General features: G+C 33.8%; 21 protein-coding genes. 9 read left to right on the top strand and 12 right to left on the bottom strand.

Features of this window, described 5'->3' with window-relative positions; genetic code table 11:
• Positions 1-155: 155 nt before the first annotated feature.
• Positions 156-1,505, top strand: coding sequence for a KAP family P-loop NTPase fold protein (locus QQS39_RS00370; protein ID WP_261260442.1), 1,350 nt, complete (start codon positions 156-158; stop codon positions 1,503-1,505).
• A gap of 61 nt (positions 1,506-1,566) precedes the next feature.
• On the opposite strand, the gene QQS39_RS00365 is transcribed toward QQS39_RS00370, so the two are convergent.
• The 11 genes from QQS39_RS00365 to QQS39_RS00315 all read right to left on the bottom strand — a co-directional run bounded on the left by QQS39_RS00365 (position 1,567) and on the right by QQS39_RS00315 (position 7,792).
• Positions 1,567-2,247 carry a terminase large subunit domain-containing protein gene (locus QQS39_RS00365; RefSeq protein WP_285805191.1) on the bottom strand — a complete coding sequence of 227 codons (681 nt, stop codon included), beginning with the start codon at positions 2,245-2,247 and terminating at the stop codon, positions 1,567-1,569.
• Between the two features lie 205 nt (positions 2,248-2,452).
• The gene (locus QQS39_RS00360; protein ID WP_285805190.1) at positions 2,453-4,831 is read right to left on the bottom strand and encodes a replication endonuclease; all 2,379 of its coding nucleotides are present in this window, start codon (positions 4,829-4,831) and stop codon (positions 2,453-2,455) included.
• Positions 4,831-5,154 carry a DUF5405 family protein gene (locus QQS39_RS00355; RefSeq protein ID WP_109397520.1) on the bottom strand — a complete coding sequence of 108 codons (324 nt, stop codon included), beginning with the start codon at positions 5,152-5,154 and terminating at the stop codon, positions 4,831-4,833. The genes QQS39_RS00360 and QQS39_RS00355 overlap by 1 nt, the downstream gene beginning before the upstream one ends.
• Entirely contained in the window at positions 5,154-5,981 is an 828-nt protein-coding gene (locus tag QQS39_RS00350; RefSeq protein WP_285805189.1) for a DNA adenine methylase, read from the bottom strand. The genes QQS39_RS00355 and QQS39_RS00350 overlap by 1 nt, the downstream gene beginning before the upstream one ends.
• Positions 5,981-6,289: a DUF3850 domain-containing protein gene (locus QQS39_RS00345; protein ID WP_285805188.1), complete on the bottom strand. Its 309-nt coding sequence runs from the start codon at positions 6,287-6,289 to the stop codon at positions 5,981-5,983. Before QQS39_RS00345 ends, QQS39_RS00350 begins: the two co-directional genes overlap by 1 nt.
• A 1-nt stretch (position 6,290) precedes the next feature.
• On the bottom strand, positions 6,291-6,512 hold the full coding sequence (locus QQS39_RS00340; protein ID WP_285805187.1) for a TraR/DksA C4-type zinc finger protein: 222 nt from the start codon (positions 6,510-6,512) through the stop codon (positions 6,291-6,293).
• Entirely contained in the window at positions 6,505-6,711 is a 207-nt protein-coding gene (locus tag QQS39_RS00335; RefSeq protein WP_285805186.1) for a DUF2732 family protein, read from the bottom strand. The genes QQS39_RS00340 and QQS39_RS00335 overlap by 8 nt, the downstream gene beginning before the upstream one ends.
• 68 nt (positions 6,712-6,779) lie before the next feature.
• Positions 6,780-7,175 carry a DUF5347 family protein gene (locus tag QQS39_RS00330; RefSeq protein ID WP_285805185.1) on the bottom strand — a complete coding sequence of 132 codons (396 nt, stop codon included), beginning with the start codon at positions 7,173-7,175 and terminating at the stop codon, positions 6,780-6,782.
• 8 nt (positions 7,176-7,183) lie between these two features.
• On the bottom strand, positions 7,184-7,333 hold the full coding sequence (locus tag QQS39_RS00325) for a hypothetical protein (protein WP_159363685.1): 150 nt from the start codon (positions 7,331-7,333) through the stop codon (positions 7,184-7,186).
• Positions 7,330-7,518: a hypothetical protein gene (locus QQS39_RS00320; RefSeq protein WP_049220106.1), complete on the bottom strand. Its 189-nt coding sequence runs from the start codon at positions 7,516-7,518 to the stop codon at positions 7,330-7,332. The genes QQS39_RS00325 and QQS39_RS00320 overlap by 4 nt, the downstream gene beginning before the upstream one ends.
• A 1-nt stretch (position 7,519) precedes the next feature.
• Positions 7,520-7,792 carry a Cox family DNA-binding protein gene (locus tag QQS39_RS00315; protein WP_115370558.1) on the bottom strand — a complete coding sequence of 91 codons (273 nt, stop codon included), beginning with the start codon at positions 7,790-7,792 and terminating at the stop codon, positions 7,520-7,522.
• 128 nt (positions 7,793-7,920) lie between these two features.
• Between QQS39_RS00315 and QQS39_RS00310 the strand changes: the two genes are divergently transcribed.
• Together QQS39_RS00310 and QQS39_RS00305 are read left to right on the top strand one after the other, a co-directional pair.
• On the top strand, positions 7,921-8,214 hold the full coding sequence (locus tag QQS39_RS00310; protein WP_196564309.1) for a helix-turn-helix transcriptional regulator: 294 nt from the start codon (positions 7,921-7,923) through the stop codon (positions 8,212-8,214).
• Positions 8,215-8,280: 66 nt separating this feature from the next.
• A complete protein-coding gene (locus QQS39_RS00305; protein ID WP_285805184.1) occupies positions 8,281-9,261 on the top strand; it encodes a phage integrase in 981 nt (326 codons plus the stop codon).
• Positions 9,262-9,532: 271 nt separating this feature from the next.
• On the opposite strand, the gene cpxP is transcribed toward QQS39_RS00305, so the two are convergent.
• Positions 9,533-10,075, bottom strand: a complete 543-nt coding sequence (gene cpxP, locus QQS39_RS00300) for a cell-envelope stress modulator CpxP (RefSeq protein WP_285805183.1) — start codon at positions 10,073-10,075, stop codon at positions 9,533-9,535.
• 198 nt (positions 10,076-10,273) lie between these two features.
• Here cpxP and cpxR point away from each other — a divergent pair, with 198 nt between their 5' ends.
• From cpxR to QQS39_RS00270, 6 genes are all read left to right on the top strand, one after another.
• Positions 10,274-10,972, top strand: a complete 699-nt coding sequence (gene cpxR / locus QQS39_RS00295; protein WP_023583423.1) for an envelope stress response regulator transcription factor CpxR — start codon at positions 10,274-10,276, stop codon at positions 10,970-10,972.
• A gap of 12 nt (positions 10,973-10,984) precedes the next feature.
• Positions 10,985-12,364, top strand: a complete 1,380-nt coding sequence (cpxA, locus tag QQS39_RS00290) for an envelope stress sensor histidine kinase CpxA (protein ID WP_285805182.1) — start codon at positions 10,985-10,987, stop codon at positions 12,362-12,364.
• A 383-nt stretch (positions 12,365-12,747) separates the two neighbouring features.
• Entirely contained in the window at positions 12,748-13,791 is a 1,044-nt protein-coding gene (locus QQS39_RS00285) for a GNAT family N-acetyltransferase (RefSeq protein ID WP_285805181.1), read from the top strand.
• On the top strand, positions 13,784-14,302 hold the full coding sequence (locus QQS39_RS00280) for a hypothetical protein (RefSeq protein WP_285805180.1): 519 nt from the start codon (positions 13,784-13,786) through the stop codon (positions 14,300-14,302). The genes QQS39_RS00285 and QQS39_RS00280 overlap by 8 nt, the downstream gene beginning before the upstream one ends.
• Positions 14,293-15,528, top strand: coding sequence for an MATE family efflux transporter (locus tag QQS39_RS00275; RefSeq protein ID WP_234980283.1), 1,236 nt, complete (start codon positions 14,293-14,295; stop codon positions 15,526-15,528). Before QQS39_RS00280 ends, QQS39_RS00275 begins: the two co-directional genes overlap by 10 nt.
• Positions 15,515-16,756 carry a glucosamine inositolphosphorylceramide transferase family protein gene (locus QQS39_RS00270; RefSeq protein ID WP_285805179.1) on the top strand — a complete coding sequence of 414 codons (1,242 nt, stop codon included), beginning with the start codon at positions 15,515-15,517 and terminating at the stop codon, positions 16,754-16,756. Before QQS39_RS00275 ends, QQS39_RS00270 begins: the two co-directional genes overlap by 14 nt.
• Position 16,757: the final 1 nt, after the last annotated feature.

Below are 16,757 nucleotides of genomic sequence, written 5' to 3'. Positions count from 1 at the left end.
GCAAATTCTCATCATAGCGCCTAGCAATGGCATTAGTGTATATAAAAAATGACGGCACAATAGATTCAATATCATGCAAAATTATTCAGAATTGCTTACCATGCAATAGTAACTATCTAAATAGATTTCATATTAAACGTATTTAAGGAGTTGTTATGAGATTGTCACCAGAAGAACCTGATTTTTCTCAAGGATTTACAAGCGAAAATGATATTTTTAATAGGAAAGCTTTATATGAAAAAATTATTAATGTCGTAAACCATTCTGAAGATAGTAACTTAGTTCTTGCATTAAATGATAAATGGGGAAATGGTAAAACCTCTTTTGTAAAAATGCTAAAAGCAGAATTAGAACTATCAGAAAATAATATTAATGTTATTTACTTTGACTCTTTTAAAAATGATTACCAAAAAGACCCATTATTACCAATGATATCATGTGTATACAATAGTATAGAACATGATGAAAAATCTATAAAAGAGAAAGTATTCCAAACAGGTAAAAGTGTTGCTTTAAGCATTTCAAAACAAGTTCCTAAAAGTATAATCAATATATTAACCTCTAAACTAATCGACAGTGATGATATAGATAAAATTAAGGAATCAATTGTTGATGCCACAAATGCCCCTTGGGAAAGTTACATTGAAGATAAAATAAAAAACTCACAAGAAGAAGAGGATAAAATCGAAAGTTTTAGAGCCATATTAAGGTCTATACACCAAAAAACAAATAATAAAACCTTATTTATTATTGATGAATTAGATAGAGCAAGACCTGATTTCTCATTAAATCTTTTAGAATTAATAAAACACATATTTAATGTTGAAGGTTTTTATTTCTTACTAGTTATGAATAAGCAACAATTTGAAGAATCTATAAAAATAAGATATGGAAACATTAACTCATCATTATATTTAAATAAATTTATAGATTACTGGTTTACCTTGCCTAAAGATATATTTACAACAGAAAAATACATAAATAGCGAAGGGTATCGCATGCCTAAATATTTAACTTTAGGTGCTTATCTTCAACATATAGATAAAAACAATATTCTTATGAAAGAAAGCGATGCATTTAATATGCTACTGTACCTATTTAACTTCAACAATGTGTCTCTTAGAGAAATAGAGAAATGTTATTCTTTAATTTCAATTATTAAAAACTCCAATAAAATAATGATGCTTAATAGAGCACATCAAGTTATCGTTAGCTTGATTTGTTTCATAAAAATTAACAATGAACCGTTATTAGAAAAATTAAAAAGAAGGAATATAACCCCAGAAGAAGTACTTTCAGTATTGAACATACCATTAGATCAGAATTTATTTGATACATCACTTCTCTATTTGTATATGGTACTACGCTATGAATTACTTACTGGTGCAGAGTTTAAAAAACTTAAAGATGAAAATTATTTTAAAGATATAGAAGGTTATTCTGGTAGAAAAGTAAGATATTTAGAAACGATAATCGATTACTTTGAAAACATGTCAATAGATTAATTTCATGGTGGCTTAAGTTATTCCAAAGAATATTTAAGCCACTTTTAGTTAATTCCACAAATCAATTTCCATTGAATTGACACAATATCATTTCATTAAAATAATCATCACCCCTATCATTTCTTATATTTTCCATATTTAAAAAGTTATAACACCCCATATTAATAGATGGAACAACATCCCAATACGTTTCCTCATTAAAAACTTTATGATGTTTAAAATAATCATTATCAACAATATGGCCATTATCTGACTTTGAACGACTTGAATAAAAAGTCCTTCTCCATTTTTTATTTAAACTCACTGATTTAACTAGGCTTACAATGTAAGAAGGGTCTTGGAACCAGCTCCATTCTGAAACATAAATGTCACCAATGATATCAACCCATGACTTACGATTCTCAGGTAGAAAATACAATACTGCACCATTATCTAATCCTATTTTTGTTATAGAATTATTGCTTTTTATACCTAAAAAATATTTAACAATCTCCATTTCATTAGAGATAAATTCATCATCTGGCCCACAAACATGGCTTATATATATTTTATTTCTTCCTGTTAAACAGGCATCTAATAACCCCTCTAGAGCAAAGAAATAACTGCTACCTATTTGACGCGCTTTATGTAAATATCTATTTCTTTCAAACCTGTGGTTATACCAACGTGTTTGCCATGGATATAATTTATCTAACTTGCTATATAAACTTACCAATAAATCAGTTGTTACCTTGACTTTCATTTTATCTCTCCTCACTCATACCAATAAATTTTCTATATTTCTCTGCAATAAAAAATATGGCGCAATAAAAACATAAAGAGGCCATAACGTTGAATAATCTATCGCTTCGCCAAAACTATATTTATCGTGATAACTCTTTTTTGATTTAATAGTCCTGTATATAAAAAGGGTTATCGATACCAACAAATAAAACAAAATTAAATATTTAATCATTTATTCCTCTCAATTTATTAACCTTAGCCATTACCCTATCTCGTGTATTTGAGATATTCTTTTGCTTCGCTTCTTCAAAATTAACTTTTTCACTTTTCGTTGATGAAATTTGAATTTTCCCGTTTTCAAACCAAATCACTTCATCGCCATAACTCAGGCGCATACCGTTCATCACCATTGACCACATTGTGTCTGGTGGTAAATCCAATCCCATTTTTTCGGCAAAGGCTTTGAATTCAGGTATCAAACGTTCCTGATTTTCACTTAATGACACCGTTGAAATTATTCGCTGACTCTTTTTGTGCTCTAAAACCTCGCCAAATGATTCCTCCCAATCGCTATATTGTGAATGTAGGTCGAAATATTCAGGCTCAGAAATCCCCCATACGGGCGATTTTAAGCCCCTTTCGTGTGGGTTTTTAATATCGGGTGAACTGCCCGATCCACAGTTATTGACAGGACTCCGAGGCGCGCTGATCGCGCTTTTTAAAGTCAAAACCCGACCCGTTTCTGACTTACGCTTATGCTCAATTGCCTCAATATCCTGCTTAGATTTACGGACTAAACGATACTGACGCTCACGCGTTTTTACTAAATCACCGCTTTTCAATGGTGAACATAGCCCAATAACGCGCATCACCTCTTCATCATAAGAATTCGGCTCATCAGCAACGGTACGAGCAACTAATAATGTTTGTAGGTTACGCTTAACGTTAGGGCCTCCTTGGTGTTCGATATAAGCGGCGAAATCTCCTGCATCGGCAGACGCTCTTACTTTTTCCGCTATATCCCCCAACTTATCAGCGATACTCACACCACGAACACGGCGACACTCACGCCATACGCCTTTAGACGGTAAGCCAAACATGTGAAATTGAGGAATACGCCAAGTTGATGCCCATGCAGTAACGGCTGATGCAACCTCGGTTAATAACTCTCCCGATTCGTCATCAACTTCGCCCTCTAGCGCATAACCGTCGATATTTTTTGAAATGTATTTAGCGAGATAACCCGTAGCACCGCCTTTATTTAAATGCTTTGCTTCAAAGCGATGTTTTTTTGCGCCCCGTTCTTCGCCGTCTTCTTCAAGGGCGTACTTACGCATGATCTCAATCGCTGATGCACGTTGAGATTTATCCAGAAACATCATCATGTGCCAATGTGGTGTGGCATCATGATGTGGCTCAACAACTCTGATCCCGTAATAGTTAATGCCTTTGTCTTTAAAGGCAGTGCGAATTTTTGCCCATACCCTCACTAAATAGCGTTGACCGTCTTTCGGAGTATATGCACTGTTATTCCATTTCTCGTTAATGAGAACTTTTTTCTTTTTCTCATCTTTAGAAACGTTAATTTGCTTGGTGGGATGGTATTTTGAAGGCGTGGTTAAGGTGATAAATAAACCTATATCACCCCGTTCTTCTGCAACTTTTTGAATACCTGCTGCTTGCGCCATTAATTCCATGCGACGAATTTTAGGGTTAGCGATACTCGCTAATACTTTTTCCATTAAATCAAAGCGATCACCCGTTTCAACATCTTGAATATCCATCATTTCAAGATAATTCATGTTTGCTAAACGCTGCGCTCTAACTTCACGGACTGCATTTTTACTGGCGTAAGGCGTCTTGTCTGAATTCACATCACCAAAGGCAATATGCAAAGACTCACGCCAACGTTGACGATGAGCCTTTAACTTTTTAAGCCACCAATTTTCATCTGCTAACCGGTTTAATCCAGATAACGCATTTTCTGGTGTTAATTTCCCTTTTTGAGCCTTCCCCCAAAACAACGGCGTTACATGCAAATAGGTAATTAACTGTCCTAGTTGTTGGTAAATAGGGTTAATCACTTTTAAGTTAAGTAAAACCTCACGATCACCGTTATTTTCAGCAATTGCCTGATCAGCTAATTCAGCAAATAAGTTGTCACTTGCATCAGCGAATGTCTTCGCCATGTGGCGCAATATTTTGTCATGCGCATCGGGCAAGCGATTAAAGAACATGGCTTGATCAAAATCTCTATCTAATAAGAATTGGCGCTTATCTTTTGTTAAACCATACCGAGCATTAACAGATAACAAACGCTGATAGACGCTTTTATGAAACTTAAATACCAACCAGTTATGAACTTCTTTAGGTGTTTTTTCTTTTCTAAGATGTTCGATGTATTTAAATAAGCGGGATTTAAGAAAGCGAGGTAGCTTTTCAATATCGAATAAAATCGCTTGCCCCTGAGCCAATTGCTCACGGGTAAGCGGTCTTTCATAAACAACAGGCTCATGCTGTTTCCCATTCCACCAATATGTCCATTGCATATCAGCAGGATAAGAAACAGGAGGCTGAGAAAAATCAATCAAACGGCTAGCCATTACAGCACACCGCCTAAACGCTTCGGATCAATAATTTCAATGGCTGTTTCGCACAGTTTAGCAACGTGAGTCATTATCTCTATCAATTCAGAGATAGACTTAATTTCCGCACAAATAACACGACTCACATGCGCACCAACAACGCCAGCAGTTACATTGACCGCAGAGTCATACCACGCAATCACTTCACGGCGCACACGACCATCAATAACAGTGACTTCAATTAATCCGAATTGTTTTTTCCAATAAACGATAGCAAAACGAGTGCCAGTGATATGCACCCCATTTTTTGGATCTTGAATATCAACATAGCCCTGTTCCATCAGCACACCTCCGGCAAAACAGCAATAATTTCTTTGGCTGATTGGCGGTTTCCATTTGCAGAAATAGAACGAGGCGCATCAATCTCGTGAATAAGAAAACCAAGATCGGCATACAGCTCTTTGGCGTGAATGGAATTAGAGACGGTAATCGGGTTACCTTGTGATTGATTTAATGCTTTTAACGCTTGAGCTAATTCAATTTGATGAGCGTGAGTAAAATCAGTGTGATGATATTTAGTAAAACATTTCTCATCACCCATATATGGAGGATCACAATAAACACCATCCCCAAAGTCAACGAGTGATAAAGTATCTTGCCATTCTAAACAAGCGATAATGGCATTAGTGGCTTTTTCAGCAAATTGCCTGACTTCCTCCTCTGGAAAATAAACGCGTCCATATGTTCCAAATGGCACGTTAAATTCACCTGAATTGTTATATCGACATAAACCATTAAAGCAATGACGATTTAAATATAGAAATCGAGCAGATTGTATATATTTATCACACTCGCTTTTATCTAATACCTTAATTGAATTAAATAACTTTCTAATAGAAATGTAATCATTTTTATGATTGCTTTCTTCCCACGCATAGAACTCTTTACGTGCCATAATTTCAGTATGTTCTACGACATTACGATATAAACTAATTAAATCCTGATTGGCATCAGCAATTAAATATTCGTTATATTCCGTATTCATCATAACCGCGCAAGAGCCTGCAAACGGCTCAACTAAGCGCTTTGCTTTTGGCAAATGTGGGATTAATTTATCCATAATGCGGGCTTTTGAGCCTGCCCATTTCAGAATGGTTTTATTAGCCATTACTCATCATCCTCAATAATAGAAAATGAAAGCATTACAAATTGAGGTTTATCACCTAACTCTGGATAAATAGGATTGACACTGGTGATATCAGTAATAACCGCTCTAATAACATTCCCCGTATATTCACCATAATGAAGAGGGTGACGAAATTCTCTTGGTGGAATAGAATTAAATTCACGTAAAACCAAAATATCTCCGACCTGAAAATCTCTATCAGCCCGACGAAATTCTGCTTTTTTCGCACCAATACGTACTTGATTAAAATATTGAGGGTTTATTTTTAATTCATGCGTATATCGTTGCATCTTAAACACTCCGATAATGCTTAGATTTCAGTTCATGTACTGTCTGGCAATCAGCACAGCGGATGCATCCCATTACTGCAATACGACGCTTTTCGGGTATTTCACGACCACAATCTTCACATTCAAACGCTGATACACCGACGCAACGCCCCGTTACTGCTTTTATTTGTTTATCAAGCAATAACTGTGATTGCTCGCAGGCTAAATCCATTTCTTTAGACATAATTCCATTCCTGTGCTTGATGTTCGATATTCTCAATTTCCCCTTCCACTAACTGAACTATTTCAGGGCGTTCCATTTGTTCGCTTGTTATTTTTGATATCAATGAATGCAAACGGATCGCATAAAAAACCGCCCGAGATTTTCTTTCATCTTCTCGAACGGCATTAATTAAATCGGTTACATCACTTTCTTTAGACATAATCAGACCTCTGATAATCAGATATAAAAAGTCCTGACAAATAAATGTCATTTATTTTTTAGGTGTAATTAAATAGGCATTGCTAATTTATTCGGAATTAATGCGCTTAATACTTTTATTTGATGAAGTGCATTAATGATTTTTATTTTGTCTTTCCTCTTTAATAATAAATAATCTATTCCGTTCTTTTCTTTTTCTATCTCAGCAAGGTAATAAATCATCTGATATATACGGCTATTTTCATTCTTTAAATAATCAAGAAACTCACTAACCTGAATATCATCACTATTTTTATTTAACTTACTTAATAAATCAGCCCTAACTTCTGCTGTTTTATTCATACCACTGACGCGCTCATCAAATGAAAGACCATCATTACGATAGTGCCTTACAACTTTAGGCTGATAAAAATCATCATTACCTTGTAGTTTCTCTCTTGCTTGAATAAGCTCCGCGGCATTCATAACAACACCTAGATAGAAACTTTCACAAGAAACGAAACAATAACAATGGCACATAAAGCCAGTGTTGCTTTATCAGCTTTTGAATACTTTTTACTTTTATAAGTAAAAGATTCACTGCTTAATTTATATTTGTTTCTTTGCTTAATTAATTGGTTCATTGAATGTCACCTTTTAATAAGTCGATATAGTGTGTTGCTTCTGCCATTGCATCAAACTTACCGAATGACTGATCATCTAACCAAACGTGATAACGAGTTATCGGTGTTACTGCTTTTCTTGGCAGTTTAATAATGGTGAAACCGCGATACATAAAACTATGCTCTGTAATTTGTTTCACCTGCATTTTATAGCCCAACCCATAGACGCCATGCGTCACGTTGTTCTTTTGGTAAATTGGAATATGCATCATCCATTCCACGATTAAATTCCGTGATACTCACCCATAATTCACCAGCTCTAGCATCTGGCTTCATAGGATCACGAAATTCAATAATGGGTAACTTACCCGCTTTAGCCATTGATCTAGTGGCTTCGTAACCTTTCCCTATTAATTCCGCAAACTTTGCGAGTGGCACCGCATTTACAGGGAATTTCACATTGATCGCTTCTTTGTTCATTTGCTACCCTCGTTAGATCAAGCCCTTTAAAACCCCTTATTTTCGGTTTTATAGGGATTTTTATGCCCCTAACCATCCTAAATAGGATGATTATGGATAAATCTACATCCTATATAGGAAGGTGTCAAATGAAATTGAGCGAAAAGATAAAAGCTATTCGGCTCGCTGAAGGACTTAATCAAACACAGCTTTGTAACATGATAGACCTATCAATAAGTACATTAGGTAAATATGAAACAGGAGTGTATGAACCAAGTGGGCTTAATCTTTTGAAAATAACGGAGCACCCTAGATTTGAGAAATATAGCCTTTGGCTAATGACAGGAAAGACAGCCCCTGAAGTTGGTCAAATTGCGCCGACTCTCGCACACAGTGGGCAAGAGAAAGAAACATTACCCCACTCAGAAAAGAAAATTGGTTAGACGTTTTATATGAATATGCTGATTACTGTTGGTCACAGTCGGTCAGTTACATCGGAGGGCTTACTTATGGCAATTAAGAAGCTCAATGATGGTCGTTATGAAGTGGATATTCGCCCAAACGGGAAAGATGGTCAGCGAGTCAGAAGGATATTTGATCGCAAGATAGAAGCTACAAATTTTGAGAAATATACAATTGTTAACGCTAAGAAATTTTCTAGCGATAAAGTCCAATCAGGAAGAATTCGATTAAGTGAGCTACTTGATAAGTGGTGGCTATATCACGGACAAACATTAAAAAACGGATCGATAGAGAAAAGGCATTTAATTAAAACAATGAATGCGCTTGGTGATCCAACAATGAACCAACTTGATAAGCATGCATTACTAGAACATAGAGGAATGCGCCTTTTTGATGGAGTGAGTCCATCAACGATAAATAGGGATATGTATCGTCTATCTGGAATGATAAGCGCATTAAAAAAACTCGAAATGTACAAAGGTGATAACCCATTGAGAGGATTACCACCATTAAAAGAAAAGCCGCCTGAACTCACTTTTTTAAGTGATGATGAAATATCGCACTTATTAAATTCATTATCAGGAGACTATCGCCGTATCGCATTACTATGCCTTAGCACTGGTGCAAGATGGGGTGAAGCTGAGATGCTAGATAGTAAGCACGTTCATCAAGGAAGGGTAACTTTTGCCTATACAAAGAATGGTAAAAAAAGAATTATTCCAATTTCTGACTCTCTTGAAAAAGAGATAAAAACCAGAAAAACAGGAAAGCTATTTCATGTTGATTACGGAACCTTCCGAAAAAAACTAAAAATAGTAAAACCTGATTTACCTGATGGCCAAGCGACACACGTTTTACGCCATACGTTTGCAAGTCATTTTGTAATGAATGGTGGGAACATCGTAGCACTGAAAGAAATATTAGGTCATGCGAGTATAAACCAGACAATGGCATACGCTCATTTAGCACCCGATTATTTGCAGTTAGCTATAAAGTTAAACCCACTAAAAGGTGATATAAAAGTTTAAAAATAGGAGGAGATTGGGCGTCCACATTCTGTCCACCGACAGCCAAAAACGTCCACTTTCCGTCCACCTTTAAAGACTTTTCTAGACTTTTATTACCCTTAAAAATGAAATTTAACTCTTTGTTTTAAAAGGAATGATAAACAAAAGGGCAAAAAAAAGCCCCTCTCCAGAGGGGCTGCAAAAGACAGGGATGGTGTCTATGGCAAGGAAAAAACTTCGTTGTTGCTACTTACTCTCTAACTAGGTACTACTTTACTACACTCTTACTTCATTACTGATTCTGTTGACCTTGCTGGTCAAAATGTGACATTTTCTGTTGGTAATTCTTTTCTAACTGCGCTTTCTGTTCAGGGGTTAACAGTTGATACATCTGGTTATGGACTTTCGCCATTTCAACATGGCGCTCTATTGCTTGTTTATCCATATCTTGCATTTGCGCTCTTACAGCGGCTTCATCAAATTGAGGTGCAGTGACTAACTTATGCATATTCTCATGATGTTGACGGTAGTTTCCGTTATATCTATCTTGATGATGCTGGCGCATTAAATCGCGCATTTGAGTACGTTGTTGCTCAGTTAGGGTGATACCGTTAAACATACGTGACTCGCTATAATTGCGATCCATCATATGTCCTCGTTGTCCACGGTGACCTCTGTAATCACGGTCACCATGCATTCCATAGTCATAACCGCAGTGAGAGTTACCATTATACTGTTGCTCAGTAGGTGGATTGGTATTTGCGGTTTCAGCTAATACCATCGTCGGAGCTGCTAAAAACATTGATGCTAGTGCAACTACTGCTACTTTACGCATTGCTTCACTCCTAATTCGGTAAATTAATACCGACCTAATTAATATGACTTCAATGTGTATAATTCATATGTGTAATTCTTTGCTATGTGGATTACTATACCGTTGCGGCTGCAAACTAGCGTCAGAGCGTGTAAAAGAACGTAAAGTCATAGATTCGCGCTATTTATTATCGTATTTTTCTCTTGGAGGAATTGACGAATGCATAAAATCTTATTAGTGGATGACGATCGCGAATTAACATCGCTATTGAAAGAACTGCTTGAAATGGAAGGCTTTAATGTTGTAATCGCCTCTGATGGCGAACAAGCACTTAAACTTTTGGATGCTTCTATCGACTTGTTATTACTGGATATCATGATGCCACGTAAAAACGGGATTGAGACACTCAAAGAGTTACGCCAAAATTTCCAGACCCCTGTCATTATGTTAACGGCAAGAGGCAGTGATCTTGACCGAGTACTTGGCCTAGAGCTAGGTGCTGATGATTATTTACCAAAACCATTTAATGATAGAGAGCTAGTTGCTCGTATCAGAGCTATTTTACGTCGTTCTAACTGGAGCGAACAAAAACAGACTGATAGCAATACATCTCCAACATTACAGGTTGATAAATTACAACTTAATCCTGGCCGACAAGAAGCAAGTTTTGATAATGAGCCGCTAGAGTTAACAGGAACTGAGTTTACTTTGCTTTATTTACTTGCTCAGCATTTAGGACAAGTCGTATCTCGTGAACATCTAAGCCAAGAAGTACTTGGCAAGCGCTTAACTCCGTTTGACAGAGCGATTGATATGCATATTTCTAATTTACGCCGTAAATTACCAGAAAGAACAGATGGACAACCTTGGTTTAAAACTTTACGTGGCCGCGGTTATCTGATGGTTTCAATAACTTGATAAATATTCTTTATGATAAATAGTCTGTCAGCACGCATTTTCGCAATTTTCTGGCTGACGCTAGCATTAGTTCTCGTGCTAGTTATGATGGTTCCAAAGCTGGACTCGCGCCAGCTTACCCCTCTATTAGAGAGCGAATACCGTCAAGGCGTTATGCTAGAACAACATATTGAAGCGGAATTAGCTCAAGATCCCGCTAACGATCTCCTTTGGTGGCGTCGATTAATTCGTGCCATTGATAAATGGGCACCTCCTGGTCAACGTTTAATTATTGTCACCAGTGAGGGGCGTATTATTGGCGCTCAACGTAACGAGATGCAGGTTGTCAGAAACTTTATTGGTCAATCTGATAACGCTGATCACCCTAAAAAGAAAAAGTATGGCCGTTCTGAGATGTTAGGGCCTTTTTCTGTAAGGGATGGTGAAGATCATTACCAACTTTATCTCGTACGCCCTTCAAGTAGCCCTCAATCGGATTTTATCAACTTATTATTTGATAAACCGTTATTGCTACTCATATTCACCATGCTTATCAGCACGCCATTATTAGTATGGCTTTCTTGGAGCTTAGCAAAACCAGCAAGACAACTTAAAAATGCGGCTGATGATGTTGCTAAAGGTAATCTACGCCCTCATCCAGAGCTAGAGACTGGCCCTCAAGAGTTTTTAGCAGCGGGCACCAGTTTTAATCAGATGATAAGTGCTCTTGAACGTATGGTTGAGGCTCAACAACGTTTAATTTCTGATATTTCTCATGAGTTACGCACACCATTAACACGCTTACAATTAGCAAGCGCATTATTACGTCGTCGTAGTGGAGAAAGTAAAGAGCTAGAACGTATTGAAACTGAAACTCAGCGCCTTGATGGCATGATTAATGACTTGCTAGTTCTTTCTCGTAATCAACATAAAAACGAGTTATTACGCGAGACGGTAAAAGCCAATGAATTGTGGGATGATATTTTAGATAACGCTAAATTTGAGGCTGAACAAAGTAATAAAACACTGCAAGTGACAACACCTCCGGGGGCATGGTCTATTTACTGCAATCCATATTCTCTGGCTAGTGCATTTGAAAATATCGTACGTAATGCCCTACGTTATTCCAACTCTCGTATTGAAGTAGCCTTTACTGAGCAGAACCAAGGCATCACGATTATTGTTGATGATGATGGCCCTGGCGTTAGCCCTGAAGATAGAGAGCATATCTTCCGACCGTTCTATCGCACTGATGAAGCAAGAGATCGTGAATCAGGAGGCACAGGCTTAGGATTAGCGATTGTTGAAACCGCAGTGAGCCAACACAGAGGCCACGTTAAAGCCGATGACAGCCCATTAGGTGGGTTAAGAGTAGAGATTTGGTTGCCAAGAGCGGGTACGGGCAATAAATAACCAACTGACCTAATAGAGTAATTAAACTGTTGCATCAAAATATACTGCCATCTATTGAAGAATAGGTGGCATATTCTTTTAGTTAGCGTCTAACGATGCAATTCAGAATGATCTGGCTGAATCGACCGCTATTCCGATATTTATATATCTACAATCAATGCTAAAATACCCAGCTATTACTTGACCGTCTGGTTTGAAGAGTCTACTCTCAGTGCGGTTTTTTGCATATTGTTAAAGTATGCTTATATAATAAAGCTCTTATATTACAATTAGATAGGAGCTTTTCGAGATAAATTTTGGCGCTCTGGGGGCCGTAAACCCAGTGCGGTAGCTTTAAGAAATTTTATATTTAATTACTATAATTAATATATATGGTTGATAGAATGCAAGTTATTATAAAATATACAATTGATGAGTCAGTTATTGCTGCATATAAATATCTTTCTGAGAGTGAAGATATATATAGCAATCCTTTTTTAGAATATAATTGGGTTTTATCTATGGCAAATGCCTATGATAAAAATAATATTTTTATACTAATAAAAAATAAAAATAAATTTATAGCCGCATGTGCATTAAGAATTGACAAACAAAAATTTCTAATGCGAGAAATTACAACACTTAGATTTATCAATAATAATATTGCTGATTATAATGGAATTATATATACAAAAAAAGAAAAAGCATCTCAAATAGCAAAGTATTTCATTAGAGCTATAGATAGTATAAAAAATATAGACTGCATAGATCTAGATAATCTACAACAAAATTGTCATGTATCTACTGAAATATTAAGCCAACTAAGATTTAACTTTAAAAAATATTATATTATTCCTCGTTCAGAATGCCCAAAACTTATTTTAGATCGTAGTGAAATAGATATATTAAAAAAGAATAAACAAGATACATTACGATGCTTAAAACGATTAGAGGAAAACTATTCCGTTGAGATTTTTGTAAATCAGAAAATAGAGGAAAAAGATTTAGAAGTAATCATGAATATTAAAGAAGATACTTATGGTAAACATGATTTATCTATTCCTCAAAATTTTAAAATATTACTAGAGTCTATTAAAAATGGCATTCAATATGATTACTCTTATATAAAATGTAATAATGATATTATTGCTGCTCACTTTGGTTTAATTGATAATGATACAGTCTATTATTATATACCGACATTTAATAGGGATTTTTCAAAGTATGCCGTTGGTAATATTTTACTTTTATCTTTAATAGAACATTATAAAAATAAAAACTATAAAACGTTTGATTTTTTAAGAGGTGGTGAATTATACAAAAAAAATTGGTCATCTGTAACATTAAAAAATCAAGAGGCATTAATATCTCTTAATAAAAAAGGATATATTTACATTACATACATAGCATTACGTCGTATTTTATCTAAGGTAAAACAGAGTGATTAATTTAAATTTCTTTAAAACAAGAAAACTGCACTTCTATAAATACAATTTAAATAGACCATTGCCCACTAATCAGTATAATAAAATAATAAAAATAAATAGAATAGAAGACTTTAAATATAAAGTACCATCCTCCTATAAAAATCAAATATTAAAAGAGTTATCTTTGGGTAGTGTGTTATATTTAATCGAAGAAAATGAAGAAGTCTGTGCATATATTTTCTGTTCAAATAACATTAAAAATATTATTACTGAATTAAATATAGAGATTGAATTATCTGATTCAACGTATTATGCATATGCAGCTAATACCATAGAAAAATATAGAAATAAAGGCTTATATGGTTTTCTGTTAAATCATCTTATAAACCAACATTTTAATAATTTATTTATTGCCGTAGAAGATAACAACCTTATCTCATTAAGAAAAATAGAGAATGCTGGTTTTATAAGGTATTTTTCCCTATTAAAAACTCGATCTTATTTTAAAAATAAATATATATTATGTTTATAAAGTTTATCTTCCTTGCTTTTTCAAGATTTTATTCAACATTTGTAGGACTTGTACTTTTATTATTATCAACTGAAATATTAGGTTTTGAGCAAAGAGGACAAATTGCAATTAGTATTTCATGGATGACAACAATATTTACAATATCATATCTAAGCTTAGGTCAAATAGGTTATAAAATTGTAGTTGATGATAACTCAAAGATTTCAAATGTAATTAGCATATTTTTTATATATTCACTATTAGTCACTCTATCAATTTTATTACTAGTTTATCCTATATATAAATATTTTCTTCCTAATGGAAGCATTGAAATTGAATATTTTATATTTTCCGTAATATTAATTCCTGGGCTTATGCTTGAGCAGCAAATGCTTTCTCTTTTTATTGGGAAAAGAGATACGAGTATAATGAATAAAATAACAATTATAGTAAAAACATTTATACTTTTATTATCTATATTACTCATCTATCTCTTTCCTTCTAAATATCTATTTATTTCATTATTATCATTGATGTCTCTATTACTAGCATTTTCTTTTTTTTATAATTTAAATAAAGATATAAATTTCAAATTTCATTTTGACTTTACTCTTTTTAAAAAAATGCTTCTCTCTGGATTAAATTTCCATTTTTTTAATGCATTTGGATATATATTATATACCCAACTACCGTTGCTTGTTTTACCATGGTTCTTCCCTAACGATATTTATGCTAAATATGAAATAACGTTCAAATTTTTATCTCTATTAACCATTATTGCTACGACGTGTCAGTTATTAGGAATGAGAATATTCAGTAATACTGAAATTTCAAAGAAAGTCGCTTGGAAAAAATATATATCAATCGTTGGTATATATTTTTTACTTTCTTACTGTATAGTTGGTATATGCTATCTAATCAAACCCATACTTTTTAATTTTAATTTTTTTAATGAGTATCAAACTTCCTATATATTATTCTTACAGTTAGCATTATTCATTCCATTTATGAATACATCAGCTTTTCTACCTACATTATTTTTGAATTTAAATAAATTAAATTTATCAGCTATATATAATGTACTCTTAGGTTTGATTTCCTTAATCTTAATATCTACGACTATATTATTTTTTAATCCAGAAGATATCTTTAACGCTCTAAAAATAGTATATATTGCTGCAGGGATGTTGTTTTTGTATTTCATATGTGCTTTATACAAGAGAAACATATTAAATGATCAATGTTAATTTAATTAAAGACTATTATTCTTCTCTTATCGTAAACATGAATAGAGATTTTACTAATGCTAAAAAGGTTAGTGTGAAAATTTCTAATGGGGAAGTATTTTCATTACCATTATTACAGAATGATATTCAATCAATAGATGTTGATTTTTATTTTAAGAGTAAAGACAAGAATCTAAAAAACGATTTATTAGTAAATAAATTTGTTACCGTATGCTTTAAAATCACATATTCAGATTTCAGTGAAATAAATTACTATTTTAAGCAACGAATTTATAATAAATCTATTAATACTTTTATTTCTAGCCTTTCATTCGATTTATATTTATTATTAAATTTCAAATTAAATTTGGACACTCCGATTATTGAGTGTAATTTATCTCAAAAGGCAAATAATAAGAACAATAAATTTCTTTTTATAAAAAATTTATTGAATAGAATCCTTAATAGATTTTTTATAAGGGATGAATGGTTGATATTATTTGCAAAAGAAAGAATAAATCCTAAACAGCTTCATGAAAATTTCAATAAATTTATTTCACTTGGTAACGATAAAGGTTATTTTAATGCAGATCCTTTTCTCTTTAAAAAGGATGATAACTATTATATTTTTTATGAAAAATGTAAATTATTACGAGGTAAAGGAATTCTCGTTGCTAAAAATATAAAAGATAATAAAGAATTCCCTATATTAGAAGAAAACTATCATCTATCTTATCCAAATGTTTTTGAATATCAAAATAAAATATATCTAATTCCACAAGGTGATAACTTTTCGATTGATCTCTATGAATGTACATCCTTTCCCAATAAATGGAGAAAAATACATACTTTAATTAAAAGTAAAACTCTTCATTTTGCTGATACTAATATTTACTTTCAAAAAAATGATATCAAAATAACCACATCAATTTACTCTCATGCAAAAGATAGTAATAGATGTTTGCTAGAATGGAATATTTCGACTTTATTAAATGCCAATTTAAATCTAGAGGATGCCATTATTACCCGTATAGGGGATGAAGGATCAAGAAATGCTGGGAATTTAAAAGATTCCGAAACGGCATTATATCAAGGCTGTGCTATATCTTATGGTGAAAATTTAATTAATAAAGAAGATTTATATGTAATTAATCCTCCGAAAGGTTATTCTGGCATACACACATATAATACTATTGATAATATTACTATTATTGATTTAAAGAAAAAAAAATATGGTTTGTTTTTCTAAC

This window comes from Proteus appendicitidis (genome assembly GCF_030271835.1).
GTDB classification, from domain to species: Bacteria; Pseudomonadota; Gammaproteobacteria; order Enterobacterales; family Enterobacteriaceae; genus Proteus; species Proteus appendicitidis.
The sequence above is the reverse complement of the archived record's forward strand: the minus strand, read 5'-3'. Positions and strand labels throughout refer to the sequence as shown.

What these genes read in the sequence shown, in the direction of transcription:
- QQS39_RS00325 (WP_159363685.1), bottom strand. Translation starts at nt 7,333, where the DNA reads ATGAACCAATTAATTAAGCAAAGAAACAAATATAAATTAAGCAGTGAA.
- QQS39_RS00355 (WP_109397520.1), bottom strand. Translation starts at nt 5,154, where the DNA reads ATGGAACAGGGCTATGTTGATATTCAAGATCCAAAAAATGGGGTGCAT.
- cpxP (WP_285805183.1), bottom strand. Translation starts at nt 10,075, where the DNA reads ATGCGTAAAGTAGCAGTAGTTGCACTAGCATCAATGTTTTTAGCAGCT.
- cpxR (WP_023583423.1), top strand. Translation starts at nt 10,274, where the DNA reads ATGCATAAAATCTTATTAGTGGATGACGATCGCGAATTAACATCGCTA.
- QQS39_RS00350 (WP_285805189.1), bottom strand. Translation starts at nt 5,981, where the DNA reads ATGGCTAATAAAACCATTCTGAAATGGGCAGGCTCAAAAGCCCGCATT.
- QQS39_RS00340 (WP_285805187.1), bottom strand. Translation starts at nt 6,512, where the DNA reads ATGTCTAAAGAAATGGATTTAGCCTGCGAGCAATCACAGTTATTGCTT.
- QQS39_RS00310 (WP_196564309.1), top strand. Translation starts at nt 7,921, where the DNA reads ATGAAATTGAGCGAAAAGATAAAAGCTATTCGGCTCGCTGAAGGACTT.
- QQS39_RS00320 (WP_049220106.1), bottom strand. Translation starts at nt 7,518, where the DNA reads ATGCAGGTGAAACAAATTACAGAGCATAGTTTTATGTATCGCGGTTTC.
- QQS39_RS00305 (WP_285805184.1), top strand. Translation starts at nt 8,281, where the DNA reads ATGGCAATTAAGAAGCTCAATGATGGTCGTTATGAAGTGGATATTCGC.
- QQS39_RS00315 (WP_115370558.1), bottom strand. Translation starts at nt 7,792, where the DNA reads ATGAACAAAGAAGCGATCAATGTGAAATTCCCTGTAAATGCGGTGCCA.
- QQS39_RS00335 (WP_285805186.1), bottom strand. Translation starts at nt 6,711, where the DNA reads ATGTCTAAAGAAAGTGATGTAACCGATTTAATTAATGCCGTTCGAGAA.
- QQS39_RS00285 (WP_285805181.1), top strand. Translation starts at nt 12,748, where the DNA reads ATGCAAGTTATTATAAAATATACAATTGATGAGTCAGTTATTGCTGCA.
- QQS39_RS00345 (WP_285805188.1), bottom strand. Translation starts at nt 6,289, where the DNA reads ATGCAACGATATACGCATGAATTAAAAATAAACCCTCAATATTTTAAT.
- QQS39_RS00330 (WP_285805185.1), bottom strand. Translation starts at nt 7,175, where the DNA reads ATGAATGCCGCGGAGCTTATTCAAGCAAGAGAGAAACTACAAGGTAAT.
- QQS39_RS00370 (WP_261260442.1), top strand. Translation starts at nt 156, where the DNA reads ATGAGATTGTCACCAGAAGAACCTGATTTTTCTCAAGGATTTACAAGC.
- cpxA (WP_285805182.1), top strand. Translation starts at nt 10,985, where the DNA reads ATGATAAATAGTCTGTCAGCACGCATTTTCGCAATTTTCTGGCTGACG.
- QQS39_RS00365 (WP_285805191.1), bottom strand. Translation starts at nt 2,247, where the DNA reads ATGAAAGTCAAGGTAACAACTGATTTATTGGTAAGTTTATATAGCAAG.
- QQS39_RS00270 (WP_285805179.1), top strand. Translation starts at nt 15,515, where the DNA reads ATGATCAATGTTAATTTAATTAAAGACTATTATTCTTCTCTTATCGTA.
- QQS39_RS00360 (WP_285805190.1), bottom strand. Translation starts at nt 4,831, where the DNA reads ATGGCTAGCCGTTTGATTGATTTTTCTCAGCCTCCTGTTTCTTATCCT.
- QQS39_RS00275 (WP_234980283.1), top strand. Translation starts at nt 14,293, where the DNA reads ATGTTTATAAAGTTTATCTTCCTTGCTTTTTCAAGATTTTATTCAACA.